Origin of the sequence: Sporosarcina cascadiensis (assembly GCF_009650995.1) — a bacterium.
GTDB lineage: Bacteria > Bacillota > Bacilli > Bacillales_A > Planococcaceae > Sporosarcina > Sporosarcina cascadiensis.
Map to the genome: position 1 here is coordinate 12,320 of NZ_WHVV01000014.1, position 19,490 is coordinate 31,809.

The 19,490-nt window shown below is 41.2% G+C and carries 15 protein-coding genes; 4 read left to right on the plus strand and 11 right to left on the minus strand.

The window, feature by feature from the left end; genetic code table 11:
• Positions 1-24: 24 nt before the first annotated feature.
• From GDZ68_RS13930 to hutU, 4 genes are all read right to left on the minus strand, one after another.
• Positions 25-1,188 (minus strand): M20/M25/M40 family metallo-hydrolase, encoded by a 1,164-nt coding sequence (locus GDZ68_RS13930; RefSeq protein WP_153722917.1) that lies wholly within the window; start codon positions 1,186-1,188, stop codon positions 25-27.
• Positions 1,189-1,206: 18 nt separating this feature from the next.
• Positions 1,207-2,460: an imidazolonepropionase gene (gene hutI / locus GDZ68_RS13935; RefSeq protein ID WP_228551121.1), complete on the minus strand. Its 1,254-nt coding sequence runs from the start codon at positions 2,458-2,460 to the stop codon at positions 1,207-1,209.
• 60 nt (positions 2,461-2,520) lie between these two features.
• Positions 2,521-3,843 (minus strand): YjiH family protein, encoded by a 1,323-nt coding sequence (locus GDZ68_RS13940; RefSeq protein ID WP_153722967.1) that lies wholly within the window; start codon positions 3,841-3,843, stop codon positions 2,521-2,523.
• A gap of 129 nt (positions 3,844-3,972) precedes the next feature.
• The gene (gene hutU / locus GDZ68_RS13945) at positions 3,973-5,694 is read right to left on the minus strand and encodes a urocanate hydratase (RefSeq protein ID WP_153722919.1); all 1,722 of its coding nucleotides are present in this window, start codon (positions 5,692-5,694) and stop codon (positions 3,973-3,975) included.
• 355 nt (positions 5,695-6,049) lie between these two features.
• Here hutU and GDZ68_RS13950 point away from each other — a divergent pair, with 355 nt between their 5' ends.
• Both GDZ68_RS13950 and rpoN read left to right on the plus strand, forming a co-directional pair.
• Complete coding sequence (locus tag GDZ68_RS13950) at positions 6,050-7,753, plus strand: sigma-54 interaction domain-containing protein (protein ID WP_153722920.1); 1,704 nt, start codon at positions 6,050-6,052, stop codon at positions 7,751-7,753.
• A 288-nt stretch (positions 7,754-8,041) separates the two neighbouring features.
• Positions 8,042-9,328 (plus strand): RNA polymerase factor sigma-54, encoded by a 1,287-nt coding sequence (gene rpoN, locus GDZ68_RS13955; RefSeq protein ID WP_153722921.1) that lies wholly within the window; start codon positions 8,042-8,044, stop codon positions 9,326-9,328.
• A gap of 194 nt (positions 9,329-9,522) precedes the next feature.
• Here the strand turns inward: rpoN and GDZ68_RS13960 are convergent, their stop codons facing one another.
• The 5 genes from GDZ68_RS13960 to GDZ68_RS13980 form a co-directional block, all read right to left on the minus strand.
• Positions 9,523-9,732, minus strand: a complete 210-nt coding sequence (locus GDZ68_RS13960; RefSeq protein WP_153722922.1) for an alpha/beta-type small acid-soluble spore protein — start codon at positions 9,730-9,732, stop codon at positions 9,523-9,525.
• 77 nt (positions 9,733-9,809) lie between these two features.
• The gene (gene thiI / locus GDZ68_RS13965) at positions 9,810-11,012 is read right to left on the minus strand and encodes a tRNA uracil 4-sulfurtransferase ThiI (RefSeq protein WP_153722923.1); all 1,203 of its coding nucleotides are present in this window, start codon (positions 11,010-11,012) and stop codon (positions 9,810-9,812) included.
• A complete protein-coding gene (locus GDZ68_RS13970; protein ID WP_153722924.1) occupies positions 11,009-12,142 on the minus strand; it encodes a cysteine desulfurase family protein in 1,134 nt (377 codons plus the stop codon). Before GDZ68_RS13970 ends, thiI begins: the two co-directional genes overlap by 4 nt.
• A 76-nt stretch (positions 12,143-12,218) precedes the next feature.
• Positions 12,219-13,910, minus strand: a complete 1,692-nt coding sequence (gene ezrA, locus GDZ68_RS13975; protein WP_153722925.1) for a septation ring formation regulator EzrA — start codon at positions 13,908-13,910, stop codon at positions 12,219-12,221.
• 197 nt (positions 13,911-14,107) lie between these two features.
• Positions 14,108-16,039 (minus strand): flagellar assembly protein A, encoded by a 1,932-nt coding sequence (locus GDZ68_RS13980; RefSeq protein ID WP_194841176.1) that lies wholly within the window; start codon positions 16,037-16,039, stop codon positions 14,108-14,110.
• Positions 16,040-16,213: 174 nt separating this feature from the next.
• Between GDZ68_RS13980 and GDZ68_RS13985 the strand changes: the two genes are divergently transcribed.
• The gene (locus GDZ68_RS13985) at positions 16,214-17,011 is read left to right on the plus strand and encodes a S1C family serine protease (RefSeq protein WP_153722927.1); all 798 of its coding nucleotides are present in this window, start codon (positions 16,214-16,216) and stop codon (positions 17,009-17,011) included.
• A gap of 53 nt (positions 17,012-17,064) precedes the next feature.
• Here the strand turns inward: GDZ68_RS13985 and GDZ68_RS13990 are convergent, their stop codons facing one another.
• The gene (locus GDZ68_RS13990; protein WP_153722928.1) at positions 17,065-17,382 is read right to left on the minus strand and encodes a general stress protein; all 318 of its coding nucleotides are present in this window, start codon (positions 17,380-17,382) and stop codon (positions 17,065-17,067) included.
• 224 nt (positions 17,383-17,606) lie between these two features.
• On the opposite strand from GDZ68_RS13990, the gene GDZ68_RS13995 reads away from it, so the two are divergent.
• Positions 17,607-17,999 carry a carboxymuconolactone decarboxylase family protein gene (locus GDZ68_RS13995; protein ID WP_153722929.1) on the plus strand — a complete coding sequence of 131 codons (393 nt, stop codon included), beginning with the start codon at positions 17,607-17,609 and terminating at the stop codon, positions 17,997-17,999.
• Positions 18,000-18,014: 15 nt separating this feature from the next.
• On the opposite strand, the gene GDZ68_RS14000 is transcribed toward GDZ68_RS13995, so the two are convergent.
• Positions 18,015-19,163 (minus strand): baeRF3 domain-containing protein, encoded by a 1,149-nt coding sequence (locus GDZ68_RS14000; protein ID WP_153722930.1) that lies wholly within the window; start codon positions 19,161-19,163, stop codon positions 18,015-18,017.
• Positions 19,164-19,490: the final 327 nt, after the last annotated feature.

Sequence of the window (19,490 nt, forward strand, 5' to 3'; positions counted from 1 at the left end):
TACTCTCCAATTTGTCATCATGTATTACTTGTGGCTGTCATACCATTGCTGAATCAGTGCAGCTGTCAGTCTTCCTGTATTCGTCAAGTTTTCTTCACTTATACACTCTCTGAATGAGTGAATGTTTTGGAATCCATTTCCAAGTGTCAGACATGTCAAGCCATTTTCATTCAGCACATTTGTATCGGCGCCGCCGAGTGTTTCAGTTAAATACGGCTTTATTTCAATATTTTCAGACGCGTTCAAAACAGTTTGCGTCAATATATGATCTTCTGGAATCGAGAAACCGCTGTATTTTTTCTCAATTGTCACTTCTACTTTACCGCCTCTAGCTTCCACTGCTTTTGTCATCGCATCTTCCATATGCTGTAACTGCTTATCCAGTTTTTCTTTAGAAAAGCTGCGTACTTCACCGGCCACTGTAACCTCTCCGGGTATGATCGATGTCAGTTCTCCACCTTCGATTATGCCGATATTCGCCAGCGTTTCATTATCAATTTCACCGAGGTGGATTTCCAATAAACCTGCTGCAGCCAGGATGAAAGCATTATTGCCTTCTTCGGAATTCAATGCAATATGCGCTGCATTCCCTTTTACTTTCATCCATATTCTGCTGCTGTAAGGCCCTTTCAAAATCGTCTGCCCTACGTCGCCGCTGCTGTCGAATATGTAGCCGAAATCACTTTTGGGTCTGCTGTAGTCTAAATAGCGTGCGCCAACCAAACCGGGTTGTTCGTTCACTGTTAAAACCAATTCGATCGGCCCGTGAGGAATCCCGCTTTCAATTACCGCCCGTACTCCTTCAATATATGCAGCTAATGCAGCCCGGTCATCTGCTCCAAGAATAGTCGTTCCGTCGGAGTAAATCACTCCGTCTTTAATAACCGGTTTCAAATCCTTAGTGGACAGGACTGTATCCATATGAGTAGAGAAAAACAAAGGTGGCACCGATGAGTCCGTTCCTTCTTTATAGGCAATCAGGTTTCCAACTTCTCCGTCAAAGCTTTTATGCGCTTCGTCAAACTGAAGTGTAAAACCAAGTTCAGGGAGGGTCTTTTTCAAATAGTCAGCAACTTTTTGTTCTTTTCCGCTTGGGCCATCTATTTTCGCCATTTCCAAGAACAAATCCAGTAATCGTTTTTCATTGACACATTCTGCCGCATTTTTTTTTACTTGTTTGTTTGTCATTAAATAAAACCCCTTTTCTTACTGTAATTTCGCTTGATCCACAACAACTTTTCCGTCTTTCAAAACGGTTTCCACTATATTCGTCCCAAGTTCGTATGCGATATGGACATAGGAGGGAATTGACCAAATTTGAAGATCTGCTATTTTCCCTTCTGCAATGACACCGCGGTCATCTAAGTCCAATGCACAAGCTCCTCCGTATGTGGCTGCTTTGATTGCTTCTTCCACAGTGAATTTATAGAGTCTGCAAGCCAAGTTTATTACAAACTGCATGGATTCCGTGTAGCAAGCAGGACATAGATCCGTTGCCAAAGCTATATTCATTCCCAGATCTAGCATCTTTCGTGCCTCAAAAGGTTTCTTATGATTCACCGCAAAATCTAACGCAGGCATCAATACACCTGTAACCTTTGATTGAGCTAACTTTTCCATTACTTCCACTGGTGTGTAGTTCAAATGATCGACTGATACCATATTCATTTTGACTGCGAGGTCAGATCCGCCAATGTAGGAGTAAGCATCAGCGTGCAGTTTAGGTTTCATGCCATATTTCAAACCAGCTTCCAAAATTTCTTCGGACTCTCTAGCTGTAAAGTATCCGTCATCACACCAGGCATCACAGAATTCCGCGAGTTTCAGCTCTCCGACTTTCGGAATCATCTCATCGATAATAATGCGAAGATACTCTTCCTTCGTCACACCTTCAGGAAAACCATGTGCGCCTAAAAAGGTATTGTAGACATCAACCGGGGTTTCTTTATCAAGGCGCCGTCCAACTTCTAAAATTTTTATTTCACTTTCCGTAGTGAGCCCATAGCCGCTTTTGCTTTCGATGGTTGTCATGCCGTACTGCAGCATGTTCATCATCCGCTTTTTTGATTGTTGAAACAGCTCTTCCTCAGATGCATGACGAGTCAATTCAATTGTCCGGTTTGGTCCTGTAGTAATACCGAGATCTTCTAACCTTTTTCGATCATCCCCCGCTAATTTTGCGGCGTACTCTTCTACTCGTGTGCCATTGAAAACCAAATGCGTATGGGAATCAACAAAACCGGGCGCAATAACCTTACCTGTTGCATCAAGTTGAACAGCATCATTCAGGTCAAATATCCCGCTGCCTTCTTCCTCTTTACCAACACCTGCAATACGGCCATCTTTCACTGCAATCCAGGCATCCTTTATGACACCTAATTCAGACATACTATCACCAGTGCAAGTTAACACTTCCGCAGCATGACGAATAACCAAATCAACTGGTTTTCTTTCATTCATTTGAGTCACAATAAAAACCTCCATTCAAACATTGCCTTCCACTTCAAAAGGTAAGCGTTTTCACAAAAACAGGAAAGCTAACGGCGTCACTATGATTAAAGACAATACCGTACGAATAAACCATAAGAACAGTATTTCCCGCATCTTTATGGGTATATCTGTGGATAAGATACACGGAATAAGTGCTGAGAAAAATAAGATTGTAGAGATGGATATACTAGCTATGATAAATCTTGTATGCAAGCTAGCTTCCACAACCATTAACGACGGCAAAAACATATCCACTAAATTGATCATGGCAGCTTTTGCAGCAAGAAATGGTTCGGGTATTTGCAGCAGCCAGGTTAATGGCAGAAATAAGTATGCCAAATAATCAAAGATAGGCGTATGATTAGCCAGGATCAGCCCCAGCAGTCCAATTGCCATGACAGACGGCAAGATACTCATCGCCATTAAAACGCCGTCCTTCAATGTAGATAGGACATTTTTCAGAAGACTGGGCGCATTTTGAGCGGTTATCATAGACTGATGCCACGCCTGCTGAATTCTTTTTTCTTTGATGACTATCTCTGGAAAACCTTCACCCGTATAATAATCATCCCGGATTTTATTGATTGGCCACATTCTTACTGTGATTGCTGTTACTAAAAATGTAACGAAGAATGTAATCCAAAAATACAGATTCCAAATTTCCATTAGATCTAACGTCTTCGCTACAACCACCATGAATGTAGCAGAAACAGTGGAGAATCCGGTTGCGATGATAGTTGCTTCACGTCTGGAATATTTTCCTTCTTTGTAAATACGATTAGTGATTAACAGACCAATGGAGTAACTGCCAACAAAAGAGGCAACAGCATCAATGGCTGATCTTCCCGGTGTCCTCCAAATAGGTCTCATGACAGGCTGCATAAGAATCCCGATGAATTCCAATAGACCGTACCCTACAAGCAGAGCTAAAAAAATTGCACCAATCGGAACCAAAACACCAATAGGAGTTACTACAACAGAGAAATAATACGGACCCATATCTTCTGCCATCAGCCAGTCTGGTCCAGTTTTGAATAGAACCAAAGCTGCAGCGACAGCCCCCAGAACTTTCATTCCGGATAATGCTATATCGATTTTTGATTTTCTCCAGCTGCCTGCGTAGAATGGATAGATTGCACCGAGCACCATGATCAAAAGTATATAATACGAGACAACGGACGGCACTGTATTCCGAATCCACGTAACAAAATGATCCAATGGAATAGAGTTCTTCCCGTTTACTTCAATCGGAATAAAAAACATAAATACACCAATTAAACTAAAGAAGAAAAAGCTGAAGATATTCCGGCCTGAATAAATATTCCCTTCTTTTTCTGGTAATGTACTATTCATTTGGTCCACGTCATTTTTTACATGGTTCATCGCTTTCACCCACCTAAGCAGTTTTTGAAAAAAAGAAGGGAGGATGTCAAACAGGTACTTGACGTCCCCCACCCGCTTCTCATTATATTTGCTGCATTATTATTTAACTTTTGTTTTTTCCAAGTCTTTCGGCCCGAATGTAGCCTCGCGCTCCCACCATAGTGGAATTTGAATACTTTCTTCTGTTAAGTTCCCTTGACCATTCGCTACGTCGCGTGCAATTTCATATCCAGCCTGCGCATGGCGAACAACGCCAATTCCAGAATCCACAGTCATAGCAACTTCCAGGCGCATATCTGATTCAGCTGTTCCATCCGCCACCATTGTTACACCCGTATGAACTGCTTCACCCATTGAATAGTTCGCTTGGATTGCGATTAAATCACACATTCCAACAGCGTTCAAAAGTCCATTTAGCATCGGCCAGTCAGAGATCAAGTCGCTGCCGTCTTTCATGTTTTCAGATTCAAATGTCGGATTAACGATTGATCCTGAGTCCAAGTTGTCACGTGAGAATGCAACTGGTCCAGCCAGTTCACCGCGGCGAATCATATCATTGACTTCCAGCGCAAACTTTTTACGCTGTCCGAAGCCCATATAACAGATACGTGCAGGCAATGCTTCGATAGGAATATGTTCTTTTGCCAGCTTGATCCAACGAGTAACCAGGAAATCATCCGCAAACTTCTCAAGAATCATATCATCGATTTTGCGAAGATCTTCCGCTTCACCTGACATGCATACCCAGCGGAATGGTCCGCGGCCTTCACAGAACAACGGTCGGATGTATTCTGCCACAAAGCCTGGCAAGCGTTTTGCTTCTTTTTCATCCATACCCGCATCAATACATTCTTTACGATGACTCGTTCCATATTCGAATGAGTGAACCCCTTCATCCATAAATTGAATCAATGCCTTCAATTCACGAATCATTGTTTCGCGGCCTTTTTCCAGGTACAGATTACGATCCGTGTCACGAAGCTGTTCAGCCTCTTCAACCGTATATCCTGATGGCAGATATGAAATCGGGTCATGTCCCGGAGTCATGGATGTTGCAATTTCTGGACGAAAATCACTCTTCAGTACTTCTTCAAACACATCAGCTGCATTACCTACTACAGCGATGCCAAGCGGTTTACCTGCTGCGGCATATTCTTTTGCCTTTTTGATTGCCTCATCAAGTGAAGGTGCCAATTCATCGATGAAGCCCTTTTCGATACGGCGGTTAATAATATCAACATTTGAATCAACCAGGATACAAACACCGCCATGCATTGTCATAGCACGAGTTTGGTTTCCGCCCATTCCGCCTGCTCCTGCAGTCAGCAAGATTTTACCGACAAGAGAGTCATTATAGTGAAGTCTTGCAATCGCGGAAAGTGTTTCGAACGTCCCTTGGATGACTCCCTGTGTTCCGATATATTCCCAAGGTGCAGCTGTATAGTTTGCATAGATTGTTAAGTTCTTATCCTGTAAGTCATAAAATGTCGGCCAATCTGCTTTCATGATGTTTGTAGTTGCCATTACTACTGTCGGAGCATATTTATGCGTCTTAAATACTGCTACCGGCATACCGGATTGTACTACGAGAGTTTCATCGTCTTCTAGTTCTTTCAACGTTTTTACGATAGCATGATAAGATTCCCAGTTACGAGCTGCCTTTCCGATACCGCCGTAGATAACCAGCTCTTCCGGCTTCTCTGCGTTTTCCATATTATTTTCTAACATTCGAAGGATCGTTTCTTGTCTCCAGCCTTTACAGCGTAACTCAGGTCCTCTTTGTGCCTTTACCGAATATAAAATTTCTGGTTTAGTTGTCATAATGAATTCCTCCTGAAAGTTTGTTTTTTGGTGTCTCGCCATTATATATTGCAAATAGCGTGCCAACTTTATAGTTTCAGGGAAATAAATTCTGATTATTAATAAAAAGGTTGCTGTATCAAGGTTTTAAACTAGCAGAATAAGAAAACGAAAAAACAAGATATACTATGCAAATTCGGTCTGTAGTGCAGACAAATTACTCATCTGCACCTGCCCTTCCCTTAGCTTTTTTCATCATAACCCGCTCGCAGTAAGCGCTTTCAGAGGTTGCAGATATATTTTGCATGCAAGTGCAGACTTTTCTGACAGTTGCGTGTTATAATAAAAACTCTTCACAACAAGGAGGTTTTGATGGATGTTAGCCAAAACAATAGGTTCATTGATGCAAAGTTTCGTTGACGGGGTCATTGTCCTCGATAACTCAAGCGAAGTGTTATGGTTCAGTTTAAAAGACAATTTAAGCTTTACAATTGACTCAACAACTAATATAAAAAAGCTATTCAATCGAGGAGAATTGCGATTTATCGATAACGAAGAATTCTTTTTGGAATTACAGGGACAGCAGCTTCAAGTTTCCGTAAAGTTAATCGAAGAACCACAACAATTGATCGTGCTGTGTATAAAGGAATTTGCCTTTCAGCTAGATAATAGCGAAGCGCGTCTTTTTTGTATGGAGAAAGTGATTGAAACCATTGATGAAGGAATTATGATGAGCAATGCTGAAGGGGAAATCATCGTCTATAATGATGCTCAGGAAAAAATGGAAGGCTTAAGCGGACAAGAGATTATTGGAAAGCCACTATGGGATGCCTATAATTATAATCCGCAGTACTCCGAGCATCGGCATGTATTCAAAACAGGAAAACCTATATTTTCCCGTTATCGCGCACATTCAAAGATTGCGGGCATACCGAAGTATGTTAATTACAGTACGTATCCAATACAGAAAGATGGAGAAACAATCGGAGTTTTCTCTATCAGCACAAACGAGTCAAAATTAAAAGATCAACTCTATCAAACAATCGAAATGAAACGCAGCAACAATAAGCATGATGATGAGAAAACCTTTTCCACAAATGGAACAGTCTTTACATTTGAAGATATTAAGGGGCAAAGTACATCACTCAGAGAATTATTACGTGAAGCACAAGCGGTATCCGTCCATAACGCAGACACATTAATCGTTGGAGAAACAGGTACCGGCAAAGAGCTGTTTGCACAAAGTATGCATAATCACAGCTCCCGCAGAGATAAACCATTTGTTGCGATTAACTGTGCTGCTATCCCTGAAAATCTGTTGGAAAGCACATTGTTTGGTACGGTAAAAGGCGCTTTTACTGGGGCAGCCGATCAAATAGGATTATTTGAATTTGCAGAAGATGGTACTTTATTTATGGATGAGATCAACTCTATGCCAATGACATTACAATCGAAACTAATGCGTGTCTTGCAGGAACGTTTAGTTCGGAGAGTCGGCTCTAATAATGTAACACCGGTTCGATGTACAGTTATCAGTGCATCAGATGAAGATCCGGAAAAATTGATTGCGGAAGAGCGGATGCGTCTTGACTTGTTTTATCGCATTGCCAATACAAGTCTCTACATCCCTCCTTTACGCGACCGGCCGGAAGATATTTTATTTTTCATAAATCACTTCCTGGAGACTTTCCAATCAAAAATGTCTATCGTAGCTCCTCCCCTGTCGCCTGTGCTGCGTGATGCGCTGCTTAGATATCCATGGCCGGGGAATATTCGTGAGCTGGAACATTTAATACAAAATATTGTAATCCGGGTATCAGATGAAGCGGAAGAAATTAAAATTGATCATTTACCATCCTATATTCGGGGGAAAATTTTAGTGCAGCAGCAATTTCATACTAACGGAGAAGTTAAAGCGAGAAGACCGATCAAAAATGTATTAAACCATTCAAAAAAGCAATTTATACAATCCGCATTGGAACAGACTAACTGGAACATATCAGCAGCAGCCCGAAAACTTGGCATTACACGACAAAGTCTGCAGTACCACATAAAAAAACATGATTTAGAAAAACCATGATAAAGCAACGGGCTATTCTAAAAAGTTGGTTTTAACTTTTTATATAGCTCTTTTTAAATTTCAAAATATTACCAATTTTTATTACATAATTAGATTCAGAATAATAAATTACATGAGAAAGCACACTCATATATTACATACATTCTCTCAGTAACTATCAGTAAGCCCAATAGAATATAGAAATTCGTTATAGAAATGGCAGAATATTATGGTATGATGAAATAAATTAAGTGTAAGCGCAATCATTTTCTTTAAAATTGGATTGTTTTATTTTAGGAGGTTAAACCAATGGAAATGATTCTACAGCAAAAACAAGAGTTAAGTTTGCGGATGACACCTGAATTGCGTCAGGCCATTGAGTTACTACAATTATCAACGTATGATTTAGAACAATATATTAGGGAACAGGAATTAGAAAATCCACTGATTGATTTACAGGAGTCAGATGGAAGCGACAATTTTCAGGAATCAGCAGCAGTTAAATCATCTGGTTCCGGAATGGAGCAGCTGGATTGGGTAAAGCAGCAGGAAGAGAGTAAACGTGACCAGCTGATTAACCAAGTCAATTTAACTTTCAGTGATTGCGACACACAACAGTTGTTGAAAGCTTTGATTCATAACCTGGACGATAATGGATACTTATCTGGAGACATACTATTTCAAGATGAGTCCAAAATAGAGTCAGGAATTGAACTGCTGCAGCAAATTGGACCTCCCGGCATTGGCGCCCGCAATTTACAGGAATGTCTCTTACTGCAGGCAAATCAATGTGAAAACTGTCCGGAATTAGCTGAAGTCTTTATTCGAGATTATCTTTTACTCGTTGCAGAGCATAAATGGCCCGAGATTGCGAAGGGTATGGAAATATCATTGCGTAGCGTACATGAATTGCATGAGTACGTCTTGACATTAAACCCCAGACCCTGTCCTGAACTTACCATCGCAAACACGGAATTCATGATTCCAGACGTCATCGTCGAAGAAAAAGAAGGTCAGTTGTCATTCCGTTTAAATGATAAAGGACTACCGAAGATTGGACTGCAAAGGGAATATGTATCTAATCTGCAGGGTAAGTCGGAGTTGTCATCGTACCTGAGGGATTATCATAAGAAAGCTCAATGGCTGCTGTCGAGCATTGAACAGCGCAGAAATACAATCATCAGAATCGTTACCAATTTGATTGAAAAACAGGAGGCGTTTTTCAGGAAAGGTGCCGAATCACTGCAGCCAATGACCCTGAAAGATATTGCAGACAGCATCGGGATGCACGAATCTACGGTGAGTCGTGCGGTATCTAATAAGATTATGCAAACACCAGTCGGTTCATTTGAAATGCGTACATTATTCACTTCTAAGTTATCTGCACAAGATGGGAACAGTATTTCTCAATCAGCTGTCAAGTCTTTATTGCAAAAGTTAATTGGAAAAGAAGATAAAAAGAAACCTTTATCTGATCAAAAGATCGCTGACTCATTTCTAGAGGAGCAAGGGATTACGATATCAAGAAGAACTGTTAGTAAATATCGTGAAGAACTCCTTATTCCCTCATCCAGTAAACGAAAAAGAGTTCTATAACTAAAGATCGCTAGGCCGAAAACCAATCACTTTTGATTGGTTTTTTTATGAACTTGAAACCAAAATGAGCTACTGCACGGTTTGAAGCCGCCATCAGCATGATGAAATAAATTGGAATGTATTATTTGCAAATTTTAAAGCAAAATAAAAAGACCGTTCTGCGTGAGCAGAACGGCCGTCTTACTGATTACTGATTACTTTGAATAACCGTTCATTTGAGATTGAGCCTGACGCACTAATCGCTTAGTAATTTCTCCGCCGACGGAACCGTTGGCACGCGATGAAGCATCTGGTCCAAGTTGTACACCGAATTCAGAAGCGATCTCTTCTTTCATCTGGTTTAGTGCTTGTTGTACTCCTGGTACTAAAAGCTGGTTTGAGTTGTTGTTGTTGCTGTTTGGCATGTCGTTCACCTCCTTGTGACTATAGAATGGCCACTTTTGAAAAAATCATGCAGGAGATGTAACTGGAAATATTTCCTTTAGAGAAAATCATCGAATTCTTCTTCCGTCTGGTTGCTCGGAATGATGGTTTCACGGCCGTTTACCGCATCTTCCATCATCTCATTGAAATCCTGAAAACTTTCATAATAACGGACTTTTTCTACTTGAGGCTTCGTTTTTGAGCTGGATGGCGTGAATACCGTACAGCAATCTTCATACGGACGGATTGAGATTGAATAGGTTCCGATCTTTTCTGCGACTTGAATGATCTCTAGTTTATCCATCGCGATCAATGGTCGCAGAATCGGTGTATTTGTCACTTCATTGATTGCAGTCAGACTGTCCAGCGTCTGACTTGCCACCTGACCAAGACTTTCTCCTGTAATCAAACCCAGCGAGTTGGTTTCTTCACGTACACGATCCGCAATCTGCATCATCATTCGTCTTGTTGTCGTCATTGACAAATTGCTGGGCACTTGTTTGACGATTGCTTGCTGTAATTCCGTAAACGGTATAATGTGCAGACGGATTGTCGCACCAAACTTGGACAGCTGTTTAATGATGTCTTCTACTTTTTGTTTTGCGAGCTCACTCGTAAACGGCGGACTGGCAAAATGAATCGCATCAAACGACACGCCTCTCTTCATCATTAAATAACCTGCTACAGGGCTGTCAATTCCTCCTGATAACAATAGAAGTGAATGACCATTTGAACCAACCGGCATTCCCCCGGCACCTTTGTATATATGTGATGAAATATAGGCACCCTGTTTCTGAATTTCTATAAACAATAAAATTTCAGGCTTCTTCATTTGTACAATTAATTCGGGAAATGCACGGAGTACATGTCCGCCAAGCTCTTGCTGCAGTTCGCCTGTTACAAGCGGAAATCTTTTATCGGTCCGTTTCACTTCCACTTTAAATGTCTTCCCCGCTGTTTCAGTTTTACTCAATACATCTAGTGAAGTAGACTTTATCGCTTCAAGTGTGGGTTCGCAAATTGCAATCGGACTGAACGATTGAATACCAAATACGCTTGGTAATATTTCTATCGCTCTTTCCAATTCTTCTGGATGGTCTGAATATAAAAACATGCGGTCGCGTTCCGCTCGCATCGTAATACCCGAAAGTTCCTGCAGCGCCGCTTTAATATTATCTTTTAACTTACGCACAAATTTACTTTTATTTTTTCCTTTAAGAGACATTTCGCCATATCTGATTAAGATGGTATTCCAGTTCATTTTCCAGTTCCCCTTTTCAATAGCTGCATCAATTGATTTACTGCATCCTTCAGCTGCTGAATTTCTTGTATTGTCTGATCTTTCCCCAGACTGATGCGGATTACACCTTTTTCAAAATCTTTCGGCAGGCCGATTGCTTCTATTACATGACTCATGCCCGCTGTTTTTGAAGAACAGGCACTTGAAGTCGAAACATAAATTCCTTTTTCCTGCAAAAAATTTACTGCTACTTCTCCTGTAATGTTTTTAAATGCCACGGCTAATATATAAGGCGCGCTCGCATTCGAAGCAAGTACCCTGCAATCTTCTATCTCAGAAAAAAACTGAACTAATTCATTTCGCCACTGGGCAAATTGTTCAAGATTAGTTTCTTCCTTCATTAAACGTGCCGCCTTTGCCAAAGCGGCAGCGTGCGGCACAGAAACCGTACCATTTCGTAAACCGCTTTCCTGTCCGCCGCCAAAAGTAATAGGCTGGATCCGCAGATTTTTTCGATAAGCTAAAAATCCGCATCCTTTGATACCATAAATTTTATGCCCAGACAGCGATATCAGATCCGGGCTGTCCTGAAAATCTCCGGGTATTAATTTTCCAAAGCTCTGAACACAATCCGAATGAAAAACTGCACGCGATACGCTGTGGATAACTCTTGCGCATTCAGCTATAGGCTGAACTGTTCCAATTTCATTATTCACGTGAATAATACTGACTAATAAGGTATCCTGCCGTAAGCAGCGCTTGAGCTCTTCGATAGAGATTCGTCCTTCGCTGTCTACAGCCAGATAGTCGACATCAAAACCTTGTGATTGTAAATATTGAAATGTATTTAGAACAGATGAATGTTCTATTTCCGTTGTGATGAGATGACGGCCCTTATGCTGATTAGCCAGTGCATATCCAATGATGGCGAGATTATTCGCTTCTGTGCCTCCAGAAGTAAATACTCCTTCCGTTAATCCCATTCCAATAATTTCGAGCAACTGAAACCGCGCCCGTTCTAATAATTTTTCCGACTGTTTGCCTGCTGCATGCAAAGAAGCGGGATTTGCGTAGTATGCAGACGACACATCCATGAATGTCCGGAGTACTCTTTCATCTGCTTTAGTCGTTGCACTGTGGTCAAAGTACATATTTCCAACCTGCCTTTTTATTCAGAATGAGCGAAACAAAGCCACCGGTCAAACCGGTGGCTTTGTCGGAATATAGTTACACTTTATGATGAAGCATTTCTTGGATCTTTTTCATTGCACCCGGTTCAACATCTTCAACAGCTGTTGCAGCCTCTTCCAATGCCTTCATATAACGGAACTGCATGAAAGAATCCTCCGCCTGCAGTAACTTCTGATGCACTTGCGGATGAGAAGCACGGTAACGATTGCCATATTGAATAATACGTTCCACCAGCATTGCATTCTCAATCATGTCTTCTGTCTTTTCACACACATCATCGACGACAGCTGTAGCCTTTTGAACATATGATTCCACTAATCCCATATTCAAAGGAACTTCTTCCAAGCTTTGTTTCACGAGGAAGATCTGTTCATCCGCTTCTTCCAGCTGAATCTCCATTTCATCAGGGATTCCAGGAATATTCGCGCGATGCAGATTTCTATCCGCTGTCTGAAGTTGCTGAGAAAGTCCAAGAAGACGTGAGCGGACCTGATTCTCATCAATCCGAAGATTTTTGATTCGGTTACTGAAGCTTTCCTGATCTTCCGCTAATGTATCCAATTCTTCCGCAATTTCCTGCAGTTCCGTCTGGAGCCCGGAATATGCAGACTCGTGTTTGTTTTGCCGCTCAATGAACAGCTCTATACGCTTCGCTATGGCATTCAGTTTCTTCATTGCATTTTGAGGAATTTGAGATTCTTTTTCATCCAGACGATAACTCTGCTGGACAAAATCCACTTCCCGTATCGTTTCTTTGATGATTTGCTGCAATTCTTCAAACAGATCGAGCACATCATCCCAGCGTTCTTCTACATAATGGCGAGAGCTTACTTCTTCCTCCAGAAGATCATAGAAAGATTCGATGCGATCATGCAGTCCCGCCACTTCCTGTCCTACTTCCGATACTTCCAGCAGTACAAGCCGCTGTTTCAATTCCAGTAACTGCTCTTCCATCTCATCAAATTGGGCAGGGAGCCTAAGATGTCCTAAATAGTAAGACTGCTCTTCCATTTCTGCAATTCCATTTCGCAATTCACGTATAGAAGCGGGGATTTTCGATTGTATTTCCGTTAGCAAAGAAGGAATCTCATGAATGATATGTGAAAGCCTGTCTCCTTTTGATGCCAGAGAAATCACAATTTCACGCGCTTGAAGATAATTCCCGTTTTCAATCAGTGCATCATATTCTTCAAACCTCGGAGTGAATGATTCCCATTCCTCTTCCAAAGGATTCACGGCAGGTCCGAATGAATGCTGGTGTGCTAAGATTGCTTTGCGTGCGGCACGGTGCTGCTCTTTTATAGTTTCCATTTCAATACGATTTTTCTCTTCACTGCCGATTAATTCATTCAGTTCATCCAGAATAACGTGCATTTCTTTTTCACATTGGGATAGAATTTCTTGAATATGCTTTTCCGTTTCTGTCGCTTTTTTAAAATGGAAGCGGTCAACCTGATCTTCCACATCAAACAACAGTGAATCAACTTTCGGAATACGGTCATCAATTACTTCTGTCCACGTGCTGCGCCAGCGCTCAAATTTTTCTTCTGTCTGACCTGTCATATTCAATTGTTTAACTTTCGTCATTTCTTCAAATATCGGTTTATGTTGAATTTGCAGTTTTTCTTGTTCCAGTTTCCCTATTTCTTGTATATGCTTTCGCCTAAACAGAAATGCGATTACTGTCAGTACGATGACAATAATTAATGGAATGATGAAATATTTCATCGTAATATGATCCCCCTATCCCACACTTCGCACATTAAGTCATTATATTAGATATTATAGTATATCGTAACACGTTTAAAGCATTTTCGTCTTGAATTCACATGTTTTTTGAGAAATAACAGATATTTTATCAATTAGGCGCATATTTTGAAGAAAAATAGATACTTTCCTCACTTCTATTACAGGGAAAAGAGTAATTAGGTGATAACTATTGTTCCTTCTGAACCTAGCTTTGCTGTCACATCTTTACGCAAGTTAAAAAATTCATATTTTTGATTGCCGATTTGAAGGACCGTGCCGGGATGCGCTGTCCCAATCTTAACGACCCCTGCTGCAGCTGTCTGAATAGTTGTTTTGACGCCTGCAGAAGAACCTGTCTCATCAAGTGTAATATTACGGCCGCCGATTACTTCCCCTCCCCGGCAAACACCTTTAATGACAATATCATGCAGCGCAGTTATCGAACAATTATAAACACCTTTCGACAGGATATGAATGTTGCCGTTGCTGTACAGTATACTGTTCAGTGCAAATGAAGCCTGAAGCACTGATTCAGGACGTATTTCTTCACTGTATATTTGCAGAAGCACTTCAGCCTCTTCTATTAAATGACGCAGATAAGTGATAGTTGTTTGCTCTTCACGGAGCGGATCGACAAATAATAAATATAATCTTTCAGAAAGCGCCACCCACTCTTTATCCAATCTTTGCGAATGATTTTTTACAACTTGAATAAATTGCTTATTTACTTCTGTAAAATCACTATATTTCTGTTCCAGCAGCAGATGTATGGCTTGCTTTAGCGTAAATGGCGGGACTTCTTCAGGTAATTCTCCCCTCAAAGTGAAGATTTGTCTAAGCGCCGATTCAATATTCCTCAGATAATCGAGCACTTCCTGCAGATCCTTTACCAGCATCCCAATAATTTTCTCCTGTATGCCGACTGTTACAGTAGAAGAGAAAATACTTCCCTGAATGAATATAGATTTAGTACCCCTTATAGAAGCTTTTGTGCTGTTTTTCATAATTTGAATTATACCTGATGCCGCGACAAACATGGAGGGATGAACGCTTCCGCCTATCCATACATCTCCATCGAAATATATATTACCGCTTTGTAGATTGACATCATCTGGATGACGGTATTCTCTGTTGACCTCTATTTTAACCAAATTCCCCCGCCACTCTATAACCGGTCTGCCATCAATTTTCGCATATATTTTGTTCTGAAAGTTTTCGACATGATGTCCCGCCCGCATAATAATTTCTTTCGGAGGACGCACATTCAGCACTTCTCCTAGAAGACTCTTTCCGTCGGTTCCTGGAACAGACCGAATATATTTCGCAATCAATTGGCCCTTCTGTACAGTAGGGATTAAATTATGCTCCCGATAATTTACGCGCTCATGATCTTCCGCTTCCTCTTTGTCAAAATTCAGATGTTCTTCCAATGAAGCATCTTTGCTGTGGACAGGGGGAATTCCTTTTGCAACCACAAACTCTTTTGCTTCTAATGTATCGGCCGCTTTTTCTATCGCGTCCATACATAAACCGTTCTCAATTCCCAGCGCTTTCAGTTCTTCCACAAAGTTTTCAGCTTGTAATTCATTGATGACTTGTGTTTTTTCCGTCGTTTGGATATTCAGAACTGTTTCCCACGATGAATCTGCTAATGTATGTGTCACTTTTTTCCCTGGTGTTACGCAGGCTTTGGCAATTACATCGTTTTCTTCCAACTTTATAACGAACTGTGCAGCCAAATGTTCCGTAACTGCCTGACATACAATTAAATCTGTGGGTAAAAGAATAGTGCGATGATCTGTTTTTACATCGTTAATTACTAAATTCACACCTGCAGAAGGAATGACGATTGGATAGCTTTGCTCGTTAAATTGAGTCTCCAGCTGTCCATTATAGATTCGTAAGGTTGATGCTTCTCTAGCGATTTCCTCTTTTGGAATCTGTGTCACTTTGACTTCTGCCGGTACTTTTTTAAATCCAAACAAGGAGGTGCCGGCTGGCTGAGTGACTTCTATATGCACATCATCCAACGTCAGCTCTAGCATAGCCAATGCCTGTTCCACGGCTTTCTCTACTGTTTCAGCTTGCATTGTGATTGATCTCGTCATCATCTCACCTCCTAATGAAATAGATCTTTATCTTCATCTGAATTATATCATAAATCAGAACCTTTCATACTATATAAACTATGTTTTCTGTCTACTCATCTTCTATATATGATATCTTACTCAACCCTTTTATGATGTTTCTGGTAAACTGTTCAATAGAAAGAGGTGTGTTGAGTGGAAACAAAAGATCCTTTTCAAGAAGACCTCGATGATGAGGAACTGCAGGAGTTAGTATTAGAAGCTCAGCGCGAAGCCCTTGCCAAAGCCGCTTCTGAAAAAAATCAGCAGCGTACTTACCGACCTTTCCCCAAATGGACATTTTGGATAATGGCCGTCACATTAGCTCTCAGTACATTCGCTATTATCTTTCAAATCTTTTCGATTCCTGCTATAGAGTTTTTAAAAACGTCTTCGGAATTGTCCAAAAACCCTCAAGTTGCTCTATACAAGGAAGCAGTAGTCGTTGTTTCGACAGGCGATAGTAAAGGAACCGGATTTTCAATCAGTGAAAACGGCACTATTCTGACCAACTATCATGTGATCGAAGGGAATGAAACAGTGATGATTTCATTTCCGGAAGGCGATATTTATACAGGAACTGTTACACGTACTTTTCCGGATATCGACTTAGCGGTTCTGGAAGTGAGAGATGAAAATCTTCCTCATTTGAAGCTTGCTGAGAGCACGAATTTCACTAAAAATGAACCCATTACGTTCATTGGCAATCCGCTTAGTTTTTCAGGTATTGCAAATAAAGGACATGTATTGGATTATATCCAGCTTCCTGACTGGGAACAGCCGGTTGTTATGATTAAAGCACCTGTCTATAGAGGGAACAGCGGGAGTCCGGTAATTAACACAAAAGGGGAAGTAATCGGCATAATTTTCGCAACCCTGGACGAAGAACAGCACGGCAAAGTAGGTTTATTTATTCCTGTAGATGCCTATTATAAAGCATTGAAAAATTTGTAAACAACGTAAAAAAACCGGCTAAGGATCAAATCCCTTACCGGTTTTTCGCTATTTTATCGCTTTGCAACGAGTAATAGTTTACCTTTATCTAATTCGCTTTCGCCTTCTGAAGCTTCTGCCTCTGTTAATCCAACAGACTGCATTTCACTGCGCAATGTATCTCCGCGTGAAGTGAACATATTCTTCATTTTATCGAGGAAGCCCATCTCGCTCATCCCGACTTGTTCTGAGTCAAGTGCATCCGCAATTTTATCTTCGCGATCCTGACTATGTGCGAAAATATAAATTTGATCATGCGTATAGCCTTGCGCTACCAATTCTTCAATCTTCTTTTTAGCTTGCACTGCATTTTCTAAGAAAAACTTTTCCATTTGTAAATCCCTCCAAGTAGTTGTTTTCCGCTCTATTCAACTATACCTATCCGCAGCACATTTCAAACTTAAGCATAAAAATTAGCATCTTAAGGACTATTGTCTGTTTCTAAACTGGTGAAATAAATTCATTTTTAGCCGTATGAGTTTTATTTTCATTGTAGAGATCTATCTTTATTGTGATATGCTATTTTCAGAATATATTAAAAATGGAGGGAGTTTTCATGTCAGTGGAACGTTTAGAAGCCGGTTTGAATAAAATTAAAGAATACGTCAGCGAGGAAGAGGCTGAACGGATGATGACCGCAGACGCGTTAAAAGATCTGGCGCCGGACTTACGAAAGTATATTATCGAATTCGGTTATGGTGAGATTTATTCGAGACCGGGCCTTGACAGCAAGCAGCGGCAGCTAGTGACAATCTCCTCACTAGTTACCCAAGGGGCGATTCCGCAAATTAAGACGCATGTTCAAAGGGGCTTAACAGTTGGATTAACCAAGACAGAGATTATTGAATCAATCATGCAGTTAATTCCGTACATCGGTTTTCCGCGCGTTCAAAATGCGCTGATGACTGTGAAAGAATTATTTGAAGATGACGTAAAAAGCCGTTCATAATGAACGGCTTTTCCTTTACCATCTATAGATTGCTGCGACCCCTGTATCAACCGGCATACGTTCCTCCGGGAGTACGACGACTTCTCCCCCGCTTTTAAAGACGAGTTCCGCCAGATCGTCCATTACGTCATCCACCGTTGTCTGCTGCAGATTTTCGGTCTCGATTTCTCCTGTATCCAAATCAATCTTACCGGGATACAGCCGGCCGTCTTCGAGCATCAGCCGGCTGATCCGGTCTTCACTCGCCGCCTGAACAACTTCCTCTATCTTTTGAGATCCCTGACCATTGGCTTTTGAGTTTTCAAAACTCTCTACAAGCTTTTGGGTCTTATCCAAATAATAAGGTTCGATGATCTGCCATGCCATGTCCCTCAATTGTTCGAGAGTAAGTGCCTCAAAATCAGATTTAATTCCTTGATCCTGCAGATGGGGGTTATGACTCAACTCTTTAAACAGCGTATGATATTCAGTGAGTGTGACTAAATACAACGGCAGTCCGCTTGGTTTTGAATAGTGCTCGGAGACGGTACGGTCTACATATCGGAAATAACGCTCGATATCAATATCGATTTCGTCTTTTTTTCCGCCGTGTCCGTGCATCATGGCTGTCCCTGCTGCTCCGCTCGAGTCTCCTGCTCCTAAATAAGCTTCAGTGACTTGATCACCAATCGCTTCCGCTTTTGTTTTTGCCAGCTCCCCGGGAATTTCTACTTCCTCAATTCCGTAACGGTTCCCTTCATACAGTTTGAACTCTTGCCGGTTAACGCCCAGCAGATGATAACGGTCAGCTGATTGAAATACTCGAATTAGCGGTTTAATATGGAAGCTGTTTGATACCACCGCCAATTCAGGAACCGGACGCTGCAGTCTGTATGCAATACAGCGGTCTTTGGTTGCGAACAAAGCGAGCCCATCCCCTGCATGTGCCCAAAACGGCCGCTCTCCCTGCAATTTTTCCAGCGGTGCCAGCAGGCTTTTTATTTCATTGGCTGGATATTCTTTGGTTAATTCCTGTTGCACTTTTTGCAGCAAATTTTTAAAACGTATCGGATCTTGCTGATTTTCAGGTCTGTAGCGGTGGGTCGGCTGATAAATGGAGATGCAGGGTTCTGCCTGCTCCATTAAAAATTCATGTGGAAATTCGTTCACAATTTCTACGTTCATCCTAATCCCTCCAGTATAAATTTCCTGCTATGTAAAATCGCAGGCTCTAGTGTACAGCTTCCCTTTCTAAACAGTTGTAAACTTTCATTAGAAAGATTTGAAAAATAAATTGTTGACAATGTATACTTACAACTGTATACTAAGGAATTGAGATTGATAACTTATCTGGACACAACACATGGCGTTCTGCAGATGTTTTTCGGAACACTTATTCATCACTGGCGCGACTATAGGGTCGCAAGGACGCAAAAGTAGGCAGGGTTTGCGTTGCTTAAGTAAAACAACCAGTAGAACAACAACCGCGGCAAATACGGTTCATTCAGATTC